Origin of the sequence: Pseudarthrobacter siccitolerans (assembly GCF_030823375.1) — a bacterium.
Classification (GTDB): Bacteria; Actinomycetota; Actinomycetes; order Actinomycetales; family Micrococcaceae; genus Arthrobacter; species Arthrobacter siccitolerans_A.
This window is the reverse complement of the sequence record NZ_JAUSXB010000001.1, coordinates 475231-494993: the sequence shown is the minus strand read 5'-3', so window position 1 is coordinate 494993 and position 19763 is coordinate 475231. Positions and strand designations below refer to the sequence as shown.

Genomic DNA, 19763 nt, shown 5'->3' with positions numbered 1-19763 from the left:
GCCTCAGACGCGATCTAGCGCAAGGCCCACCCTCGCTGCGGAGTTTGTGTTGCCCGGCCACCCTTTCAAAGAAGAACCACAGAAAAGGCCCCGATAGTAATGCGAAACGCACAGAAGCCCTCCGGAATGCCCGCCCACCGCTACACGCCGTTCCAGGACCAGATCAAAGTTGAGCTGCCGGACCGCACCTGGCCGGACAAGATCATCACCAAGGCCCCGCGCTGGTGTGCAGTGGACCTGCGCGACGGCAACCAGGCCCTGATCGATCCGATGAGCCCGGCGCGCAAGATGAAGATGTTCGACCTGCTGGTCCGCATGGGCTACAAGGAGATCGAGGTTGGCTTCCCCTCCGCTTCCCAGACGGACTTCGACTTTGTCCGCCAGTTGATCGAGGGCAATCACATCCCGGACGATGTCACCATCCAGGTCCTGACCCAGGCCCGCGAGCACCTGATCGAACGGACCTACGAGTCCCTGGTGGGGGCCAAACAGGCCATCGTCCACCTCTACAACTCCACCTCCGTGCTGCAGCGCCGCGTGGTGTTCAACCAGGACGAGGATGGAATCCTGGATATCGCCCTCCAGGGTGCACGGCTGTGCAAGAAGTACGAAGAAACCCTCGTGGACACCCACGTGACCTACGAATACTCGCCGGAGTCCTTCACCGGCACCGAGCTGGAATACGCCGTGCGGGTGTGCAACGCCGTCGCCGATGTATTTGAGGCCTCCGCGGACCGCCAGGTCATCATCAACCTGCCCGCCACCGTGGAAATGGCCACGCCCAACGTCTACGCGGATTCCATCGAGTGGATGAGCCGGCACCTGCACCCGCGGGACGGCATCATCCTCTCCCTGCACCCGCACAACGACCGCGGAACCGGCGTTGCCGCGGCGGAACTGGGCTACATGGCCGGCGCCGACAGGATCGAAGGCTGCCTGTTCGGCAACGGCGAGCGGACCGGCAACGTGGACCTGGTCACGCTGGGCCTGAATCTTTTCGTCCAGGGCATCGATCCGATGATCGACTTCTCCAACATCGATGACGTCCGCCGGACGGTGGAGTACTGCAACCAGCTGCCTGTTCCGGAGCGTTCCCCCTACGGCGGCGACCTCGTCTTCACTGCATTCTCGGGATCCCACCAGGACGCGATCAAGAAGGGCTTCGAGGCCCTCGAGCGGGATGCAGCCGCCGCCGGCAAGGACGTTTCCGACGTCACGTGGCAGGTCCCGTACCTGCCCGTGGACCCCAAGGACCTCGGCCGAAGCTACGAAGCAGTCATCAGGGTCAACTCCCAGTCCGGCAAGGGCGGCGTTGCCTACCTGCTGAAGAACGAGCACAGCCTCGACCTGCCGCGCCGCGCCCAGATTGAATTTTCCGGTGTGATCCAGAAGCGCACGGACACCGTGGGCGGCGAAGTCAGCGGGGCCCAGCTGTGGCAGGTCTTCCAGGACGAGTACTTGCCGTCCGGGAAGACCGACGGGCAGTGGGGACGTTACTCCCTGGGCGGGGTCAAAACGGAAACCGATGACGACGGCGGCATGACGCTGCACGCCTCCCTCACCGTGGACGGGGTGCAGGTCCAGCGGACAGGCAGCGGCAACGGTCCCATTGCGGCGCTGCTGAGCATCCTGCGGGAGGATGGCGTGGACGTCCGGGTACTGGACTACAGCGAGCACGCTCTCTCTGAGGGCGGCAACGCGATGGCTGCCGCCTACGTGGAATGCGCCGTGGGGGAGCGGGTGCTCTGGGGTGTGGGCATCGACGCCAACACCAGCATGTCGTCCCTCAAAGCCGTGATCTCAGCGGTAAACCGCGCCATCCGGGACGCCCAGGCCTGATGCCGGCAGCCAGTGCCGCCCGGGAGGTCCCCGGCGGCACTGGCGCGGGTGCTTCTGCTCCGTGGCACCCGGGGGAACGGTGCCCGCAAACGATGGGAAGATAAGGCGTGGCCCAACACTCTTTCGCCTCCCGCGCGTACCGGGACGACGCCGTCGTCCTCCGTACCCACAAACTGGGTGAGGCGGACCGCATCATTACGCTTCTGACCAAACACCACGGCCAAGTCAGGGCTGTCGCAAAGGGAGTGCGACGGACCAGCAGCCGGTTCGGTGCACGCCTTGAGCCCTTTATGGTGGCGGACCTGCAGCTTGTGTCCGGGAAGACTTTGGACATTGTCACCCAGGCGGTGGCCAAGGGGGCGTATGGCGGAACCATAGCCGCTGACTATGGCCGGTACACCGTTGCCGCCGCCATGACGGAAACGGCCGAGAAACTGACGGACGTTGACGGCGAGTCCGGCACCGCGCAGTACAACCTCCTGGTGGGTGCGCTTGCCTCGCTGAGCCGGGCCGAACACGCCGCCGGGCTGATCCTGGACTCCTACCTGCTCCGGGCACTCGCTACCGGAGGCTGGGCGCCGAGCTTCACGGACTGTGCCCGCTGCGGACTGCCCGGCCCGCACAACGCTTTTTCCGCCCCCCTCGGCGGGATGGTGTGCGCCGGGTGCAGGCCGCCGGGCTCGCCCGCACCGGCGGCAGAAACAGTGGTGTTGCTGGCCGCGCTGCTGACCGGGGAGTGGGCCACGGCGGACGCCTCACTGCCGGTGCACCGCAAGGAAGCCGCCGGCCTGGTGGCCGCGTACCTGCAATGGCATCTTGAACGAGTACTGAAATCCCTCAAACATGTGGAGCGCAGCTGACAGTGGCCCTGGGAAAAAAGAACAACGCCCCCCGAAACCGGACGCACCCCGTGGTCGCCCCCTACCCGCACCCCTCCGGGGCAACGGCGCCGTCCATTCCATCGGAGTTCATTCCACGCCACGTGGCCATCGTGATGGACGGCAATGGCCGCTGGGCCAACCAACGGGGGCTGCCCAGGATCGAAGGGCATAAAGCCGGGGAGCCCGCACTCCTGGACGTGATGGCCGGGGCCATTGAACTGGGCATCGAATACGTCAGCGTCTACGCCTTTTCCACGGAAAACTGGCGGCGGTCCCCGGAGGAGGTGCGGTTCCTCATGGGATTTAACAAGGACGTGCTGCGGAGGCAGCGGAACCAGCTGGACGAATGGGGCGTACGGGTCCGCTGGTCCGGCCGCCGGCCCCGGCTTTGGGGCTCAGTGATTCGCGAACTCGAAGAGGCCGAGCAGTTCACTGCCGGCAACAGCACCTGCACGTTGACCATGTGTGTTAATTACGGCGGCCGCGCCGAGATCACCGATGCCGTCTCCGCCATCGCCGCGGACGTAGCAGCCGGCCGGCTCAAGCCCGGCGCCATCACCGAGCGGACCATCCAGAAATACCTTGACGAACCGGACCTCCCCGACGTCGACCTCTTCCTGCGCAGCTCGGGGGAGCAGCGCCTGTCCAACTTCCTGCTCTGGCAGTCCGCCTACGCCGAGTTCGTGTTTATGGACACCCTGTGGCCCGACGTCGACCGGCGGACCCTGTGGGCAGCCGTGGAAGAGTACGCCCGGCGGGACCGGCGGTACGGCGGCGCGGTTGATGCAGCCAAGCCGGCAGACGCGGATTCCGCCGGGTAGGCCTGCATGCCGGTAGACCTGCCGGGCAGGTCCGCATTCTCCCTGCACGCCCGGCTCGGCTATGCGGGCCCGCCATACGCCCGCAGCCAGCGCGCCAGCCTCGCATAGGCGTCGGCCCGGACGTCGGCGGGGGAGAGGAACACATCGTGCAGCGCGCCGTCGATCCTTTCAACCGTGACGGTGCGGCCCAGGGTTAGGGCCCGCGCCGCGATGACGTTGACGTCGAGTACCGCATCCGTCCGCCGCATTTCTTCTGACCAGAAGAGTCCGTTGGCGCTTCCGCGGGACAGCAGCACCAGGACGGGAACCTCGATGTTGAGGCCGCGTGCCACCTTCGCATGACCGGCGAGCACCGCGCTGAGCCAACCCGCCCGGACGGGAAACGCGAAGGGCGGCCGGTACTGGTCATCCACGGCCCATTCGCCGTCCGCCGCGCTGCTGATAGTCCGCCAGTAGAAGCCGCGGGGCGGCAGCCGCAGCACCGCCTCCGGCCGGAATCGCGCCACCGGCCCCACCATGCCGGATGCCGCCCGCCGCACCAGGGCGCTCCCATGCATCTCCAGCCACGGACTGTTCAGGATGAGCTGCGAGACGGTCCCGGGATGCCGGCTTGCCCACAGAGCCGCAACCAGCCCGCCCGTCGAATGCCCCATCAAGGTCAGCGGCAGGGCAGCGCCTTCCTGGCTGATGAGCCGGGACGCCGTCTCAATTTCAGCGTCATAATCGGCCAAGTCCGACACATAGCCGCCCGGCGACCCGGCGCGCAGGCTCCGGCCGTGGTTGTGCATATCCAGGGCGTAAAAGTCGTAGCCGGCGGAGGACCAGAAACGCGCCAGGTCAACGTTGAAGAAATAGTCACTCCAGCCGTGCAGGAAAAGCACAGCCCTGCGTGCCGTCGGGGAGGGACCGGATTCCTGGCCGGACTCCTGCCCGCCTGGTTCATGCTGGCCGGACGCCGGCCGACCTGATTCATGTGGGCCGGATTCCGGCGGCCCCGCCTCCCGCTGGCCGGGCCGGAACCTCACCAAGGTGGCGGTCCTTTCCACACCGTCCTGTCCGGCAGCCAAAAAGGCATAGGACTCGAACTCCTCACCCAGGATGTCCCGCTGCCATGCCATGGCTTTATGCTAATCCGGCTGTTCGTCGCCCTGCCGGTTCGGCCCTGTCCGCTGTGGACCGGAATCGTTTTTTCGTCTCCGTCTGGTTTTGGCCGGGCCCGTTTTGGTGTGGCGCCGCCAAGACGGAAAACTAGAAGGCATGCGCGTATATCCCACCTTCTTCAAGCTGGCCTTTTCATGGATGGACGCCGAGCGCGCCCACACAATCGGATTCAAGGGCATCAGGTTTGCGCACCGCTCCGGCGCCGGGAAGGTCCTGGCGAAACTGACAGCGCCCGCACCGTCACTTCAGACGACGGCGTTTGGCATCACCTTTCCGTCACCTTTCGGGCTTGCCGCGGGCTTTGACAAGGAAGGCCACGGCATTGAAGCCCTCACTGAACTCGGCTTCGGCCACGTTGAGGTGGGCACCATCACCGGCCAGGCCCAGCCCGGCAACGAAAAGCCGCGACTGTTCCGCCTGATTGAGGACCGCGCCGTCATCAACCGGATGGGATTCAATAACGACGGCGCTACCGTCGTAGCCCCGCGGCTGACGGCCGCGCGTGCCGCACTTCAGCGCAGGCATCCTTCAGTGCGCCCCGTCATCGGCGTCAACATCGGCAAAACCAAGGTGGTGGAACTGGCGGACGCCGTGGAGGACTACCTGGCCAGTGCGCGCGCCCTCGCGCCCGCCGCGGATTATCTGGTGGTCAATGTCAGTTCGCCCAACACCCCTGGGCTCCGGCTCCTGCAGGATGTGGAAAGCCTCCGCCCGCTGCTCACCGCCGTGGGCGAAGAAGCAGACCGCGCCGCCGGCCGCCACGTTCCCTTGCTGGTAAAGATCGCCCCGGACCTGAGCGACGAGGATATCGACGACGTCGCCCGCCTTGCGCTGGACCTGAAGCTGGACGGCATCATCGCCACCAACACCACCATTGCCCGCACAGGCCTGGCTTCCCCCGCGGAACAGGTGGAAAAATGCGGGGCAGGCGGCCTGTCCGGTGCACCGCTGAAGCAACGCTCCCTCGAAGTGCTGCGGCGGCTCAAAAAAGTCACCGGCGATTCGCTGACCCTGGTGGCAGTAGGCGGCGTGGAGACTGCCCAGGATGTCCAGGACAGGCTCGACGCCGGAGCAACGTTGGTGCAGGGCTACACGGCCTTCCTATATGAAGGACCGTTCTGGGCCGCCCGGATCAACCGCCAGCTGGCGAGGAACCGCCGCGCCTGAGCTTCCCTGGCAGGCCTGGCCCAATCTTCCTTAAGCACGAAACCCCGGCGGGTCATCCCGCCGGGGTTTCGTTTTGTCGTGGAAGCTGGTGCCGGGCCGGCGTCAGGCCGGGTACTGTCCCCGCTTGACCTGCGGCTTGGGCAATCGCAGCTTACGGAACTGCAGGGAGCGCATGGAGCCGTACCAGACTGTCCCGCGCTCCACCTCGCCGAACTTCCGGGCCAGCTGGCTGCGAAGCTTGCGGGAGAGGATAAACACGTCGATAAAGACGGCCAGGAACATCACCCAGAAACCGCCCAGGACATAGATCATCATGTCGCTGGACGCCGGGACCACCAATGACACAAGGACAAACACCAGGGCACCGAACATCAGGTATTCACCGAGGCTGAACCGGGCATCCACGTAGTCACGCGCGAACCGCTTCTGAGGGCCCTTGTCCCGCAGCGGAAGGAACTTCTCGTCGCCCGTGTCCAGCGCCTGGCGCATCTTGACCCGCTGGTCCTGGACAGCCTGGCGCTCGGCAGCCTTTGAGGCTTTACGGTCCTCCGGCACCAGCGGGCGCCTGCGGGCCGCTTCCTGCGCCTTGCGCGTTGGGGTGGGGGCTCCCTTGCCAGCTATGCCGCCCTGCCGCGCCGCAGCATCCGCAGCCAGCTGGTCTAATGATTCCTGCGCCGAGGGCGCTTCCTTTTTACGTCCGAACACCTCAACAGAATACCTTGCGGATCGGCGCCGGTTTCCTGCGAACAGACATGCCTGCGGTGACGGCCAATGTGACGAGGGTAATGTTTTTTCCATGACTTCACCCTCACCGGCAACCCCGGACCGTATTAGTGCGGACCAACCCGCCGCCTCCGTCGCAGGCCCGGGCACGGAAGACCTCCGCGCCGCCATAGACCGGACCTTTGACCAGACCCTTGCCCGCCTCAAGGAACTCGTCGCGATTCCCGGTATCGCCTGGCCCAGCTTTGACAGGTCGCCCCTTGGGCGCAGCGCAGAAGCCGTCTCGGTGCTGCTGCGGGACTGCGGGCTCGACGACGTCCGGATCCTGGCCTGTGACAAGCCGGACGGCACTCCCGGCGGTCCCGCCGTCGTCGCCCGCCGTCCTGCCGCTGAAGGCAAGCCGACCATCCTGTTGTACGCGCACCACGATGTCCAGCCCGCGGGCGACGAGTCTTTGTGGGAAACGGAGCCGTTCACTGCAGTCGAAAAGGACGGGCGGCTCTACGGCCGCGGCGCCGCGGATGACAAAGCCGGCATCATGGCCCACATCGCCGCCTACGCTGCCGTGTCCGACGTGCTCGGCGAGGAGCTTGGCCTGGGCGTTACGTTCTTCATCGAGGGTGAAGAGGAAGCCGGCTCGCCCACTTTCCGGCCTTTCCTGGAGGCAAACCGGGAATTGCTCCGTGCCGACGTCATTGTCGTCGCCGATTCCAGCAACTGGAAGGTGGGCATTCCAGCCCTGACAACCAGCCTCCGGGGGCTTGTGGACGGGACCATCGAAGTGCAGGTCCTGGAGCACGCGGTCCACTCAGGGATGTTCGGCGGCCCGGTACTGGATGCCCCCACCCTCCTGGCACGCCTGATCGCCACCCTCCATGACGACGACGGCAACGTCGCCATTGCGGGGCTCGTCGCCTCCGATACCACCCCAGTGGATTTCCCCGAAGCCGATTACCGGGCCGATGCCTCGGTACTTGACAGCGTCCGGCTGGCCGGCACAGGCAGTATCGCCTCCCGGCTCTGGACCAAGCCCGCGCTGTCAATCATCGGGTTCGACGCGCCGGCCGTGGACGTGGCGTCCAATACGCTGCTGCCCAAGGCGCGGGCCAAGTTCAGCCTGCGGCTGGCTCCCGGGCAGGCGCCCGAAGAAGCGATGCAGGCTGTCCGGAAGCACGTTCAAGCCAACGCTCCGTTCGGTGCGAAAGTCACCTTCACTCCGGGGGAGAGCGGCAACCCGTTCCAGACGGACACTTCCTCAGCGGCTGCAGCCATCGCCATGTGGGCGCTGGGAGAGGCGTGGGGCGTGCCGGCCGTGGAGACAGGAATCGGCGGTTCCATTCCGTTCATTGCCGATCTTACGGAGCTGTACCCCGATGTCCAGATTCTCGTGACGGGTGTGGAGGACCCGGACTCGCGGGCGCACAGCGCCAACGAGTCCCTGCATCTTGGCGATTTCCGGAACGCCATCCTCGCCGAAGCGCTGATGCTTGCAAGGTTGAACAGCGCAGGGCTCTAGGAACCACCGGTTCCGGAGAGGTTCCGCGGGAACAAGAACCGCACTCTCATGGTTACGTCAGGAGTTAGAGCTACAGGTGCGCCACGCGTAGCATGTAGCTATAGCCCATACCGAATCCGTAGGGGCAGGCCACCGTTAGCCGCGGGGCCGCCAGACCGTCCTAAGAAGGTAGGCCAATGAGCACCGCAACTAATGAGAACAGCACCGAGACCACCAGCGCTGCCACTGATGAGCTGCCCGTCCACGAGGTCAACCTGACCGACGTCGCCGCAGGCAAGGTCCGCAGCCTCCTTGAGCAGGAAGGCCGCACGGACCTCCGCCTCCGCGTCGCCGTGCAGCCCGGCGGCTGCTCCGGGCTGATTTACCAGCTCTACTTCGACGAGCGTCTCCTTGACGGAGATGCCGTCCGCGACTATGACGGCGTTGAAGTAGTGGTGGACAAGATGAGCGTTCCGTACCTCAGTGGCGCCAGCATCGACTTTGAGGACACGATTGCGAAGCAGGGCTTCACCATCGACAACCCGAACGCCGGCGGCTCCTGCGCCTGTGGAGATTCCTTCCACTAGAAACCGGTTGTTTCGCCTGGTGCCGGCGCCGTGGCCTCCCGCAGCTATTAACTGCGGGAGCCACGGCGCCGACATGTGGGCGAAACGCCCGGGGGAGCGGTAAGCTCTACACCGAGTAGTAAAACTTTTAGTGTGCCCGCGGCGCCGATGGCTGCCCGGACAACAGCAACAAGTAGGAAGGGCCGTCTGTGAGTTCGCAGAACCGAACCGGCAGCCGACGCAAAACGATCACCACGATCTCAAGCTTGGCGATTGCCGGCGCGTTGGTTTTGACCGGATGTTCGCCAGAGGTAGAGAAGGGGTGGCTGCCGACAGAGCGTGGCACCACCAGCAACAGCGACCGCATCATGGACCTCTGGGTCAACTCATGGATTGCCGCCCTTGCTGTGGGCATCATTACCTGGGGCTTGATTGTCTGGTGCCTCGTCGCGTACCGGCGCCGCAAGGGCACTGTGGGGTTCCCGCGGCAGACCAGCTTCAACCTTCCCTTGGAAGTCTTCTACCTGACCATCCCGTTGTTCATGGTCCTGGTGTTCTTCTACTTCACTGACCGCGACCAGCAGGCCATTGATGACCGGTCGCAGCCCGCCGACGTCGTTGTTGACGTACGCGGCAAGCAGTGGTCCTGGGACTTCAACTACAAGTCCGGCGATGTCATCGAAGAAGACGTCCACGAGGCTGGCGTCCAGGCGCACCTCACCGGCAACACGATCGACAAGGAACAGCTGCCTACGCTGTACCTGCCCGTCAACAAGTCCGTTGACCTCGAGCTCAACGCACGCGACGTGCTCCACTCCTTCTGGGTTCCCGCCTTCCTGCAGAAGCGCGACATGATCCCGGGCAAGACCAACTACATCCGGTTTACCCCCACCGCAGAGGGCACCTACGACGGCAAGTGCGCCGAACTTTGCGGCGAGTACCACTCCGAGATGCTGTTCCGCGTCAAGGTGGTGTCGGAAGCTGAATTCCAGGCACACCTGGCAGAGCTCAAGGCATCCGGCAACACGGGCCTCCTCGGTGTGGAGTACGACCGCAACCCGAACCTGAACGAAATTAAGTAAGGGGAGCGACGTGGCTACGTACACTCAATCCGCACCCGCCGGAGCCCTCACCGCTCCCGTGGTTCCTAAATCCAAGGGGCGCATCGTCGTCAACTGGATCACCTCCACCGACCACAAGACCATCGGGTACATGTACCTGATCGCCTCATTTGTGTTCTTCTGCTTCGGCGGCGTCATGGCGCTGCTCATCCGCGCCGAGCTGTTCGAACCCGGCATGCAGATCCTGCAGACCAAAGAGCAGTACAACCAGTTGTTCACCATGCACGGCACCGTGATGCTGCTGATGTTTGCCACCCCGCTCTTCGCAGGTTTCGCAAACGTCATCATGCCGCTACAGATCGGTGCACCCGACGTCGCCTTCCCGCGTTTGAACGCGCTGGCTTTCTGGTTCTTCCTCTTCGGCTCCACCATTGCGGTATCCGGCTTCATCACCCCGCAGGGTGCCGCCTCCTTCGGCTGGTTCGCCTACGCGCCGCTGTCCAACACCACCTTCAGCCCCGGCATTGGTGGTGACCTGTGGGTGTTCGGCCTGGCCCTGTCCGGTTTCGGAACCATCCTCGGCGCCGTCAACTTCATCACCACCATCATCTGCATGCGTGCCCCGGGCATGACCATGTGGCGGATGCCCATCTTCACCTGGAACACCCTGGTCACCGCCATCCTGGTGCTCATGGCGTTCCCGCCGCTGGCCGCCGCCCTGTTCGCACTGGGTGCTGACCGTCGCTTCGGTGCGCACATCTTCGACCCCGAAAACGGCGGTGCCGTCCTGTGGCAGCACCTGTTCTGGTTCTTCGGCCACCCCGAGGTGTACATCATCGCGCTGCCGTTCTTCGGCATCGTTTCGGAGATTTTCCCGGTCTTCAGCCGCAAGCCGATCTTCGGCTACAAGGGCCTCGTGTACGCCACGATTGCCATCGCTGCCCTCTCCGTGACGGTGTGGGCACACCACATGTACGTCACCGGGGCCGTGCTGCTGCCGTTCTTCTCGTTCATGACCATGCTCATCGCGGTTCCCACCGGCGTGAAGTTCTTCAACTGGATCGGCACCATGTGGCGCGGTTCACTGACCTTCGAAACCCCGATGCTCTGGAGCATCGGCTTCCTGATCACGTTCCTCTTCGGTGGCCTCACCGGCATCATCCTGGCCTCTCCGCCGCTGGACTTTCACGTCTCCGACTCCTACTTCGTGGTGGCACACTTCCACTACGTGGTGTTCGGCACCGTGGTGTTCGCCATGTTCGCCGGCTTCTACTTCTGGTGGCCCAAGTGGACCGGCAAGATGCTGAACGAGCGCCTCGGCAAGATCCACTTCTGGATGCTGTTCCTGGGCTTCCACGGCACCTTCCTGATCCAGCACTGGCTGGGTGTTGAAGGTATGCCCCGCCGCTACGCGGACTACCTGGTGGAGGACAACTTCACCTGGATGAACCAGTTCTCCACCGTGGCCTCGTTTGTCCTCGGCGCATCGCTGATCCCGTTCTTCTGGAACGTCTACATCACCTGGCGCAGTGCCGAGAGGGTCCAGGTGGATGATCCCTGGGGCTTCGGCGCCTCCCTGGAGTGGGCCACGTCCTGCCCGCCGCCACGGCACAACTTCACCTCGCTGCCCCGGATCCGTTCGGAGCGTCCCGCCCTTGACCTCCACCACCCCGAGCTTCGACAGTTCCAAACTGTCGAATCACCGGCTCCCGCGGCCCAGGTGCTCGGTAACGCCGACCAGAAGGACACTGCACAGTGAAAATCGAATCTTGGATCTTTGGTTCCGGAGTCTTCTTCTTTGTACCGGTCTCGTTGGTGTACGGGTTCCTCACCGGCTGGGGTGAGTGGGTCGGTATCCTGGGCATCCTCCTGGTCGGTGGCCTCGCCGGCATGATCGGCGGATACCTTGGCTTCACCGGCAAGCGTGTTGGCATGCGTCCGGAGGACCGCAGCGACGCTGAGATCCATGAGGGTGCCGGCGAACAGGGCCACTTCAGCCCCTGGAGCTGGTGGCCGCTGGTTTTGGGCATCTCCTGTGCAACAGGATTCCTTGGTCTGGCGGTAGGCTTCTGGATTGTCTTTATCGCAGCAGGCCTGGCCGTTGTGGCACTCGTAGGCTGGGTCTACGAATACAGCCGCGGAGACCACGCCCACTAGGCATAAAGCAATAAACAACGACGGCGGGCCTCACCTGAAAAGGTGAGGCCCGCCGTCGTTGTTGCATCCTTTGGCAAGTCCGGCAGGGATGGCCTCCGCCGCTGCCGTTCAGTTCGGCGCCAGCGCCGCTACCCGGCGCCCTGCGACTCCAGCAACCTGCCGAGCGTTCGGAGGCTTTCCTGCGCTTTTTCGCGGCCCAGCGGCCCTTCCAGGGCCGAATCCGCGACCCTCAGTTCCACTTCGCAACCATGATGGAAGTCAGCAGTCATCACCTGCAGCAGCGAGCGGGCATCGACGCCCCTGATGCCCGCCTTCGTGATGGTCACGGGAAGCCCGGTCTCAGTAACTGCCCGGACAAATACGGCAGCTGGACGCGCATGCAGTCCGATCGAGGCTGTGACCACGGCCTTCTGAGTTGGCAACGGGACTCCTTCTGTATGACGGCCCCATCCGTCGGATATCGAATTTTTCCTGTCCAATATATCGGCACTCCCCGCTGGTCAACGAAATGCTCCGGTACTGTGGCGCGCAGTGGTCTAGACCTGCCCTAAAATGTCTAGGTGAACTCAATCCAAAGTCCGGTGTTCCGTGGCCGGTAGCGCTGCAGCCATCGCTGGGGAAATCGACCGGTCCAGCGGGACGGCCATCTATGTCCAGCTGCGGGAAATCCTTCGGACCTACATCGTCGAGTCCTGCCGGCCAGGATCGGCGCTGCCCTCGGAACGCGACCTGGCGGAACGGTTTGGCCTCGCCAGGATGACGGTGCGGCAGGCGATCGATGCCTTGGTGGGCGAAGAGGTGATTGAGCGGGTAGTAGGGCTTGGGACCTTTGTACGCAGGCCGAAACTGGACCTGCAGGTCAAGCTGACCTCGTACAGCGAGGAGATGCAGCGCCGCGGGATGGTCCCCGCCGCGAAGGTCCTGAGTTTCGAACAGATTGGTGCCAGTGCCTTCCTTGCCCGCGAGCTCCAGCTGGACGAGGGGACACCGCTGGTCCGGTTCCGGCGCCTGCTGCTGGCGGATGGTGAGCCCATGAGTGTGGACGAGAACTTCATCCCGGCCCATCGGGTTCCGGGCCTGCTGGATGGCGAGCCACCCACCTCGCTGTACAACGTTCTCAGTGAACAATATGGCCTGGTGATGGAGTGGGGGGAGGACATGATCGAAGCTACTGCTGCCTCACCCTCAACAGCGCGGCTGCTGAACGTCGAAGTAGGCGCACCGTTGCTGAAGATCCAGCGCCACGCCTTCGTGTCGCGGACCATGGTGGACTATTCCGTGTCCTACTACCGTGCCGACCGGTACAAGCTGTGGGTGCCGTTGCAGCGGCCCGGCGCACGCCGCTCCCGCACCCACTGAACGCAGCTCCCCGACTTTCACTTCCCGCGCAGGCGCCGTGCCTCGGGCACAGCCGCAAATGCACAGTTGGCAGCCGAACACAGAGAAGGCCCGGTCCTTATGGACCGGGCCTTCCCTGTGGGGAAACCAACTGTGCCTAGTGGCTCAGGCTCCTGGCTTCCTCGGGTGCTTCAACTGCCGCATGGCCGTGGCCGTGCGCGGCTTCCAGCTCAGCCGGGGTTGCCGGCGCAACGCGGTCCTCGAAGAACCAGCGGGACAGGAACGCACGACGCTTCTCCTTGCTGGTCACCACACCGTGTTCGTTGGGTACGGCGGGGAGGACCTGAGGCGATTCAAAGCCCACCAGCTTGTAGCGCTTGTACTCGTCCAGCGGTGCGTGCACTTCGATGAATTCGCCGTGCGGGAGGCGGACGATGCGTCCGGTCTCGCGGCCGTGCAGGGCGATCTCGCGGTCCTTGCGCTGGAGTGCAAGGGCAACGCGCTTGGTCACAATGAATGCGATGACCGGTCCGATGAAGAACAGGGCCCGCAGCCAGTAGGTGACGTCGTTGAGCGACACTCCGAAGTGGGTGGCGATGAGGTCCGATCCGGCAGCTGCCCACATCACGCAGTACCAGACGAAGCCGGCCATACCAATGGCTGTCCGTGTGGGGGCGTTGCGGGGACGGTCCAGAACGTGGTGTTCACGGTCGTCCTTGGTGATCCAGCGCTCGATCCACGGGTAGGCGAACATCACCGTGAAAAGGATTCCGGCAGGCACCAGGGCGGGGAGCAGGACGTTGAACGTGAACACGTGGCCGAACCACACCTGCTCCACGTGCCAGTTGCCGAGGGTGCCCGGCATCAGGCGGAGCGCGCCGTCGACAAATCCGATGTACCAGTCAGGCTGGGTACCGGCTGAGACGGGGGAGGGGTCGTACGGCCCGTAGTTCCAGATCGGGTTGATCGTGAAGAAACCGGCCATGAGGGCCAGCACGCCGAAGACGATGAAGAAGAATCCACCGGCCTTGGCGGCGTAGACCGGGCCCAGCGGGTAGCCGACAACGTTGTTGTCATTGCGTCCCGGGCCGGGGTACTGGGTGTGCTTGTGCACAACCACCATAAAGAGGTGCAGGACGATCATGAGCAGGATCAGTGCCGGTACCAGCAGGATGTGCAGCATGTACAGGCGGCTGATGATGGCCGTGCCCGGGAACTCCCCACCAAAGAGGAAGAACGAGATGTACGTGCCGAGCACCGGGATCGACTTGATCACGCCGTCAATGATGCGCAGGCCGTTGCCGGACAGCAGGTCATCAGGCAGGGAGTAGCCGGTGAATCCGGCTGCCATGGCGAGGATCAGCAGTACGCTGCCAACAACCCAGTTCATTTCACGCGGCCTGCGGAATGCGCCGGTGAAGAAAACGCGCAGCATGTGGACTGCGATGGACGCCACGAACAGCAGGGCCGCCCAGTGGTGTACCTGGCGCATGAACAGGCCGCCGCGGATATCGAACGAGATGTCCAGGGATGAGCTGTAGGCAACTGACATCTCGACGCCCTTGAGGGGCACGTAAGAACCGTCGTAATGCGTCTCCGCCATGGACGGATCGAAGAAGAACGTCAGGAAGGTGCCGGAAAGCAGCAGGATGACAAAGGAGTACAGTGCCACTTCGCCGAACATGAATGACCAGTGGTCGGGGAAGACCTTGCGGCCGAATTCGCGGAGGATTCCGGAACCGCCAACACGTGAATCGACAAAGTCGGTGAACCGGCCTGTCTTGGTTTTGGCGACGAAGGTGGGCTCAGCTGTTGATGCTGCGCTCATGCACATCACGCTCCCAGTAACTTGGTCCTACGGGTTCATGGAAGTCGCTGGTAGCGACGAGGTAGCCCTCATCATCAACTGCGATGGGCAGCTGGGGGAGGGGACGGCTGGCGGGGCCGAAGATCACCTTGCACTCCTGCGTGAGGTCAAAGGTGGACTGGTGGCACGGGCACAGCAGGTGGTGTGTCTGCTGCTCGTAAAGAGCAACGGGGCAACCGACGTGGGTGCAGATCTTGGAGTATGCAACGATGCCGTTGTAACCCCACTCCTCGCGGCCCTCGGAAGGGTTCAGGGAGGCGGGATCCAGGCGCATGAGCAGCACAACGGCCTTGGCCTTTTCGTTGAGCTTGCCCTCGTGGAGTTCGTTCAGGCCTTCCGGAATGACGTGGAAGGCAGAACCGATGGTGACGTCGGAAGCCTTGATGGGGGTTCCGTCAGGGTCCCGGGCGAGGCGCTTGAGCTTGCCGTCCTGGGGTGCCCACATGGTGTGGGAGAGTTTGTCGTCCGGACGCGGGCCGAGGTCGCCGAAGATGGCAACCGCAGGCAGCGGCGCCAACGCAACAGCACCCAGCAGGGTGTTCCGGATCAGCGGGCGGCGCTTGATGCCCGTCTCTTCGACGATGTCGTCAACGATCCGGACAGCCGCCTGGCGGTCCTCTTCGTAGCGGATCGCGTGGCGCTCTTCGGAGACTTCATGGTCCGGCATAAGGGCCTTGGCCCAGTGCACGATGCCTGTACCGATGCCGAGCATCGCGAAGGCCGTGCCTATGCCCAGCAGCATATTCTGGAGCCGGATGGAACCAATGGTTGAGTCTTCGCCTCCCAGGTCAATGGCGAAGTACGCCACCAGGAAGATCAGGGTTCCAACAACAGAGATGCCAAATAGTAAGGCGACCTGCCGTTCTGCCCGCTTTGCGGCCTTCGGGTCCGTGTCAGCCAGGCGCAAACGGTGCGGAGGAATTCCAGGATCCTGGAACTTCTCCACCTCATTCTGACCAGCCGTAGCTACGGTGCCCGAGTGGTTCGGACTGCCGTCACTATGGTTGCCCATAATTCGCCTCATCCTTCTCTCGTCCCGGCGGGTGCCGGGTTAGTTTCTAATATCAAGCTGCTGACGGATCAGCAGAAGTGCATTGCCGTAATTAGCGCAGGCTTAGGACGTCCGCGAAGTCAGCCAGATGGTGAAGGCGATGATGACGCCGAGGCCGGCAATCCAGACGAAGAGTCCTTCCGCCACGGGGCCGAGCGAACCCAGTTCGGCGCCGCCGGGGGAGCCGGAGGTTTCGATCTGCTTCAGGAAGGTGATGATGTCGCGCTTGCCTTCGGGCGTGATGTTGGAGTCGTTGAACACGGGCATGTTCTGCGGGCCGGTAACCATGGCTTCGTAGATGTGCTTGCCGGACGTATCCTTCAGCGCCGGTGCAAACTTGCCGCGGGTCAGGGCGCCGCCGGCAGCGGCAGCGTTGTGGCACATGGCGCAGTTGGTGCGGAAAAGCTCGCCGCCGGCAGCAGCGTCTCCCTTTTCGTCGAGCAGGCCTTCTTCAGGGATTGCCGGGCCGGCGCCCAGGGAAGCAACATAGGCTGCAAGCTGGTGGGTCTGTTCATCGTTGAACTGAACAGGCTTTTCCAGCGCCTGGGGGCCATTCATCTGCATCGGCATGCGGCCGGTTCCAACCTGGAAGTCAACAGCAGCAGCGCCGACGCCCACCAGGGACGGACCATCCTTGGAACCGCTGGCGCCCATGCCGTGGCAGGTGGCGCAGTTGGCGGCGAAGAGCTTTCCGCCTTCCTCGGCGTCACTTGTGCTGAACGTGGTGGTGGAAGCCTTGGCCTCGTTGACGGTGGTGGCCACGGCGTACAGCCCGCCAGTGATGAGGAGACCCATCAGTAGCAGGGCAATTGCTGCCAGTGGGTGTCGCCGCTTTTGCGAGAGTGCCTTCACGTGGTGGTTCCTTTATTCGATCCTGGGCGGGCTCCGGGAGCCGCTACCTGAAATTCTGCCTCTTGTAGAAAAAGAATCAAAGCTGGCTACTTGAGGACGTAGATGACCAGGAAGAGGCCGATCCAGACGACATCCACAAAGTGCCAGTAGTACGAGGTGACGATCGCGGATGTTGCTTCGAAGTGCCCGAACTTCTTCGCGGCAAATGAGCGGCCCATGATCAGGAGGAAGGCAACCAGCCCGCCGATCACGTGCATGCCGTGGAACCCGGTGGTCATGTAGAAGGCCGAACCGTAGGCGTTGGAGGAGAGCGAGACGTGCTCGGAAACCAGCATCGCGTATTCAGTGGCCTGGCCGGCGACGAAGAACGCACCCATCAGGAACGTGAGGGTGAACCATTCGTTCATTCCCCAGCGGGCGAACTGGAAAGCCCCGCCAGTTTTGCGCGGCTGGAGCCGCTCGGCGGCGAAGACGCCCATCTGGCAAGTAAAGGAACTGGCCACGAGGACGATCGTGTTAACGAGCGCAAAGGGGAAGTTGAGCTTGGCCGTCTCTTCCGCCCACATCTCGCCGCTGGTGGAGCGCAGCGTGAAGTACATGGCAAAGAGACCGGCGAAGAACATCAACTCGCTGGAGAGCCACACTACGGTTCCAACGGAAACCATATTGGGGCGGTTCAGCGTGGGGTGCGCCGGGGTACTGGGGGCATGGGTCGCAGATGTCACATAGACATTATGTCGGTAAAACTCCGTGCTGCCCAACGCAAACCGGCTTTTCGGGGGACTTTTTCTACAAAGACGCGAAATCAGCCGGAAAAGTTCCCCGGCCCGTTCATATTGGTCAGTCCCGGCCTTCCCTCGGTAGCATCAGCAGGTGACTTCACAGGCATCTGCAGCACCGGCAGGCAACACCTGGCCGCGGCTGATTTCGGCACTGATCAACGGCAAGGACCTGACGGCGGACAGCACCGCGTGGGCCATGGACACCATCATGTCCGGGGAAGCGACGCCGGCCCAGATCGCAGGTTTCCTGGTCGCCCTCAGCGCCAAGGGCGAAACTGTCGATGAGCTGTCCGGCCTGGTGGATGCCATGCTTGCGCACGCCAATCCCGTGTCTATCTCCGGCGAGAAGCTGGACATCGTTGGGACAGGTGGTGACCAACTTAACACCGTGAACATCTCCACCATGGCAGCCCTGGTCGCTGCCGGGGCCGGCGCGAAGGTGGTGAAGCACGGCAACCGCGCGGCGTCGTCGTCGTCCGGCTCAGCGGATGTGCTGGAGGCGCTGGGCGTCCGGCTGGACCTGACCATCGAGCAGGTGGCACGCAACGCCGAAGAAGCGGGCATCACGTTCTGCTTCGCGCAGGTGTTCCATCCGTCCTTCCGGCATACGGCAGTCCCTCGGAAGGAACTGGCCATACCGACTGCCTTCAACTTCCTGGGCCCGCTGACCAATCCTGCGAGGGTGCAGGCTTCGGCAGTCGGCGTCGCCAACGCGCGGATGGCGCCGCTGGTGGCGGGTGTCCTTGCCCGGCGGGGGAGCCGCGGCCTGGTGTTCCGCGGGAATGACGGGTTGGACGAGCTCACCACCACGGGTCCGTCAACTGTGTGGGAGATCCGTAACGGCAGCGTAGTGGAGCAGTCGTTCTCCCCGGCGGACCTCGGCATCAAGCTGGCTACCGTGGAGCAGCTGCGCGGCGGGGACGCCCAGGCGAACGCTGCTGTGGTCCGCGAGGTCCTCGCCGGCAAGGAAGGCCCCGCGCGGGACGCCGTCCTCCTTAACGCGGCTGCCGGCCTGGTGGCCTTCGACGCGGTCGCGGAAGGTCCGCTGGTGGAGCGGATGCGGGTTGCCTATGCCCGGGCAGCTGAATCCATCGGGTCCGGCGCCGCTGCTGCGGTCCTGGAGAAATGGGTGTCGCTGACCCGTCCCTGACGGCTTTCTGTGCCTACTGCTCGAAACCGAGGGCGAACGCTGCGTCCAGATCATGCTGGGAGTAGGCGCGGAACGCGATATGCGTTGTGGTGTGGACCACTGCCGGCACCTTGGAGAGCCGGTCTGCGATGACGTCGGCAAGGTCTTCGTGCCGCCGTACGCGTGCCACCGCGATCAGATCCCATTCGCCCGTCACTGAGTAGACCTCGCTGATACCCTCGATCGCTGAAATCTCCTCGGCGGTTTCGGGAATGCGGGCAGCGTCGGTTTTGATCAGAACGAATGCGGTGATCACGTTTAATCCTTTCGGATCTGTTGCGCCGTAGCAGGGCCCGGCAAGCTTCTCGGTGCTGCCAGCCTATTACATCCGGGCCTGGAGCCGGCGGGACGTTCGCGCCCCGTCAGGTCTTCCGGAGCCGACGGACTCCTGCCCACGCCAGCCGCCAGCCCAGCAGCAGCAGCCCCAGGCTGAGCAGGGCAACAATAATGAATGGCAGCACCACCGTTTGGTTCGTGAGCAGCCGGAGAACCATACCGCCGGCCAGGGCCCCGAGCCAGACCGCCAGGCCGGTCCGCCGCACTGACAGCGGGTGCCGCCAGGCCCTGGAGGCCACCCAGCCAAGGGCCGCCCCAGCCAGGAACGGCCATGCGGTCAGGAACACGCCGGCCACCACATCGCCCCGTTGATGCGCGTCCCGCCCCACTGCAGCGAACACCAGGATCAGCACGGCGTCCGTGATGGCGGCGGCTGCAATCCGCCGTCTGGAATGGATCTGCAGGGGCTGCTGAATCGGAGGGGTCATGATTTCGAGCCTAGCAATTCGCGGCCGCGCCCGTTGCCCCGCCGGAGCG

At 63.9% G+C, this 19763-nt stretch carries 20 protein-coding genes; 11 read left to right on the top strand and 9 right to left on the bottom strand.

Features of this window, described 5'->3' with window-relative positions:
- Positions 1 to 99 precede the first annotated feature (99 nt).
- The 3 genes from leuA (at position 100) to QFZ36_RS02285 (ending at position 3541) form a co-directional block, all read left to right on the top strand.
- Entirely contained in the window at positions 100 to 1839 is a 1740-nt protein-coding gene (leuA, locus tag QFZ36_RS02295; protein WP_306633580.1) for a 2-isopropylmalate synthase, read from the top strand.
- A 107-nt stretch (positions 1840 to 1946) separates the two neighbouring features.
- Positions 1947 to 2699, top strand: coding sequence for a DNA repair protein RecO (gene recO, locus QFZ36_RS02290; RefSeq protein ID WP_306633579.1), 753 nt, complete (start codon positions 1947 to 1949; stop codon positions 2697 to 2699).
- Between the two features lie 2 nt (positions 2700 to 2701).
- Positions 2702 to 3541, top strand: coding sequence for an isoprenyl transferase (locus QFZ36_RS02285; protein ID WP_306633578.1), 840 nt, complete (start codon positions 2702 to 2704; stop codon positions 3539 to 3541).
- Between the two features lie 59 nt (positions 3542 to 3600).
- Here the strand turns inward: QFZ36_RS02285 and QFZ36_RS02280 are convergent, their stop codons facing one another.
- Positions 3601 to 4659, bottom strand: a complete 1059-nt coding sequence (locus QFZ36_RS02280; protein WP_306633577.1) for an alpha/beta hydrolase — start codon at positions 4657 to 4659, stop codon at positions 3601 to 3603.
- A 139-nt stretch (positions 4660 to 4798) separates the two neighbouring features.
- On the opposite strand from QFZ36_RS02280, the gene QFZ36_RS02275 reads away from it, so the two are divergent.
- Positions 4799 to 5869, top strand: coding sequence for a quinone-dependent dihydroorotate dehydrogenase (locus QFZ36_RS02275; protein ID WP_306633576.1), 1071 nt, complete (start codon positions 4799 to 4801; stop codon positions 5867 to 5869).
- Between the two features lie 102 nt (positions 5870 to 5971).
- On the opposite strand, the gene QFZ36_RS02270 is transcribed toward QFZ36_RS02275, so the two are convergent.
- The gene (locus QFZ36_RS02270) at positions 5972 to 6574 is read right to left on the bottom strand and encodes a DUF3043 domain-containing protein (RefSeq protein ID WP_306633575.1); all 603 of its coding nucleotides are present in this window, start codon (positions 6572 to 6574) and stop codon (positions 5972 to 5974) included.
- A gap of 91 nt (positions 6575 to 6665) precedes the next feature.
- On the opposite strand from QFZ36_RS02270, the gene QFZ36_RS02265 reads away from it, so the two are divergent.
- The 5 genes from QFZ36_RS02265 to QFZ36_RS02245 all read left to right on the top strand — a co-directional run bounded on the left by QFZ36_RS02265 (position 6666) and on the right by QFZ36_RS02245 (position 11871).
- Positions 6666 to 8108 carry a dipeptidase gene (locus QFZ36_RS02265; protein ID WP_306633574.1) on the top strand — a complete coding sequence of 481 codons (1443 nt, stop codon included), beginning with the start codon at positions 6666 to 6668 and terminating at the stop codon, positions 8106 to 8108.
- 176 nt (positions 8109 to 8284) lie between these two features.
- Entirely contained in the window at positions 8285 to 8674 is a 390-nt protein-coding gene (locus QFZ36_RS02260) for a HesB/IscA family protein (RefSeq protein ID WP_141160398.1), read from the top strand.
- A gap of 188 nt (positions 8675 to 8862) precedes the next feature.
- The gene (gene ctaC, locus QFZ36_RS02255; RefSeq protein ID WP_306633573.1) at positions 8863 to 9735 is read left to right on the top strand and encodes an aa3-type cytochrome oxidase subunit II; all 873 of its coding nucleotides are present in this window, start codon (positions 8863 to 8865) and stop codon (positions 9733 to 9735) included.
- Between the two features lie 10 nt (positions 9736 to 9745).
- Complete coding sequence (ctaD, locus tag QFZ36_RS02250) at positions 9746 to 11473, top strand: aa3-type cytochrome oxidase subunit I (protein ID WP_306633571.1); 1728 nt, start codon at positions 9746 to 9748, stop codon at positions 11471 to 11473.
- Positions 11470 to 11871 (top strand): cytochrome c oxidase subunit 4, encoded by a 402-nt coding sequence (locus QFZ36_RS02245; RefSeq protein ID WP_306633569.1) that lies wholly within the window; start codon positions 11470 to 11472, stop codon positions 11869 to 11871. Before ctaD ends, QFZ36_RS02245 begins: the two co-directional genes overlap by 4 nt.
- Positions 11872 to 11999: 128 nt before the next feature.
- Here QFZ36_RS02245 and QFZ36_RS02240 read toward each other — a convergent pair whose 3' ends face one another.
- Positions 12000 to 12293 carry an HPr family phosphocarrier protein gene (locus QFZ36_RS02240; protein WP_306633567.1) on the bottom strand — a complete coding sequence of 98 codons (294 nt, stop codon included), beginning with the start codon at positions 12291 to 12293 and terminating at the stop codon, positions 12000 to 12002.
- Positions 12294 to 12459: 166 nt separating this feature from the next.
- Here QFZ36_RS02240 and QFZ36_RS02235 point away from each other — a divergent pair, with 166 nt between their 5' ends.
- Positions 12460 to 13230: a GntR family transcriptional regulator gene (locus QFZ36_RS02235; protein WP_306633565.1), complete on the top strand. Its 771-nt coding sequence runs from the start codon at positions 12460 to 12462 to the stop codon at positions 13228 to 13230.
- Positions 13231 to 13366: 136 nt separating this feature from the next.
- Here QFZ36_RS02235 and qcrB read toward each other — a convergent pair whose 3' ends face one another.
- The 4 genes from qcrB to ctaE all read right to left on the bottom strand — a co-directional run bounded on the left by qcrB (position 13367) and on the right by ctaE (position 17704).
- Positions 13367 to 15037 carry a cytochrome bc1 complex cytochrome b subunit gene (gene qcrB, locus QFZ36_RS02230; RefSeq protein WP_306633564.1) on the bottom strand — a complete coding sequence of 557 codons (1671 nt, stop codon included), beginning with the start codon at positions 15035 to 15037 and terminating at the stop codon, positions 13367 to 13369.
- Positions 15015 to 16088: a cytochrome bc1 complex Rieske iron-sulfur subunit gene (qcrA, locus tag QFZ36_RS02225; protein ID WP_306633562.1), complete on the bottom strand. Its 1074-nt coding sequence runs from the start codon at positions 16086 to 16088 to the stop codon at positions 15015 to 15017. The genes qcrB and qcrA overlap by 23 nt, the downstream gene beginning before the upstream one ends.
- Before the next feature lie 102 nt (positions 16089 to 16190).
- Entirely contained in the window at positions 16191 to 16979 is a 789-nt protein-coding gene (gene qcrC, locus QFZ36_RS02220; protein ID WP_306633560.1) for a cytochrome bc1 complex diheme cytochrome c subunit, read from the bottom strand.
- A gap of 86 nt (positions 16980 to 17065) precedes the next feature.
- Entirely contained in the window at positions 17066 to 17704 is a 639-nt protein-coding gene (gene ctaE / locus QFZ36_RS02215; protein ID WP_444964478.1) for an aa3-type cytochrome oxidase subunit III, read from the bottom strand.
- Between the two features lie 148 nt (positions 17705 to 17852).
- Here ctaE and trpD point away from each other — a divergent pair, with 148 nt between their 5' ends.
- Positions 17853 to 18911, top strand: a complete 1059-nt coding sequence (gene trpD / locus QFZ36_RS02210) for an anthranilate phosphoribosyltransferase (protein ID WP_306633557.1) — start codon at positions 17853 to 17855, stop codon at positions 18909 to 18911.
- 13 nt (positions 18912 to 18924) lie between these two features.
- Here the strand turns inward: trpD and QFZ36_RS02205 are convergent, their stop codons facing one another.
- Both QFZ36_RS02205 and QFZ36_RS02200 read right to left on the bottom strand, forming a co-directional pair.
- Positions 18925 to 19206, bottom strand: a complete 282-nt coding sequence (locus QFZ36_RS02205) for an Lrp/AsnC family transcriptional regulator (protein ID WP_306633556.1) — start codon at positions 19204 to 19206, stop codon at positions 18925 to 18927.
- A gap of 106 nt (positions 19207 to 19312) precedes the next feature.
- Entirely contained in the window at positions 19313 to 19714 is a 402-nt protein-coding gene (locus QFZ36_RS02200; RefSeq protein ID WP_306633555.1) for a DUF3054 domain-containing protein, read from the bottom strand.
- Positions 19715 to 19763: the final 49 nt, after the last annotated feature.

Excerpts from the sequence above, each read along its gene's own strand:
- leuA (WP_306633580.1), top strand. The coding sequence starts at position 100 with ATGCGAAACGCACAGAAGCCCTCCGGAATGCCCGCCCACCGCTACACG.
- QFZ36_RS02280 (WP_306633577.1), bottom strand. The coding sequence starts at position 4,659 with ATGGCATGGCAGCGGGACATCCTGGGTGAGGAGTTCGAGTCCTATGCC.
- QFZ36_RS02275 (WP_306633576.1), top strand. The coding sequence starts at position 4,799 with ATGCGCGTATATCCCACCTTCTTCAAGCTGGCCTTTTCATGGATGGAC.
- QFZ36_RS02265 (WP_306633574.1), top strand. The coding sequence starts at position 6,666 with ATGACTTCACCCTCACCGGCAACCCCGGACCGTATTAGTGCGGACCAA.
- QFZ36_RS02260 (WP_141160398.1), top strand. The coding sequence starts at position 8,285 with ATGAGCACCGCAACTAATGAGAACAGCACCGAGACCACCAGCGCTGCC.
- qcrB (WP_306633564.1), bottom strand. The coding sequence starts at position 15,037 with ATGAGCGCAGCATCAACAGCTGAGCCCACCTTCGTCGCCAAAACCAAG.
- qcrA (WP_306633562.1), bottom strand. The coding sequence starts at position 16,088 with ATGGGCAACCATAGTGACGGCAGTCCGAACCACTCGGGCACCGTAGCT.
- QFZ36_RS02200 (WP_306633555.1), bottom strand. The coding sequence starts at position 19,714 with ATGACCCCTCCGATTCAGCAGCCCCTGCAGATCCATTCCAGACGGCGG.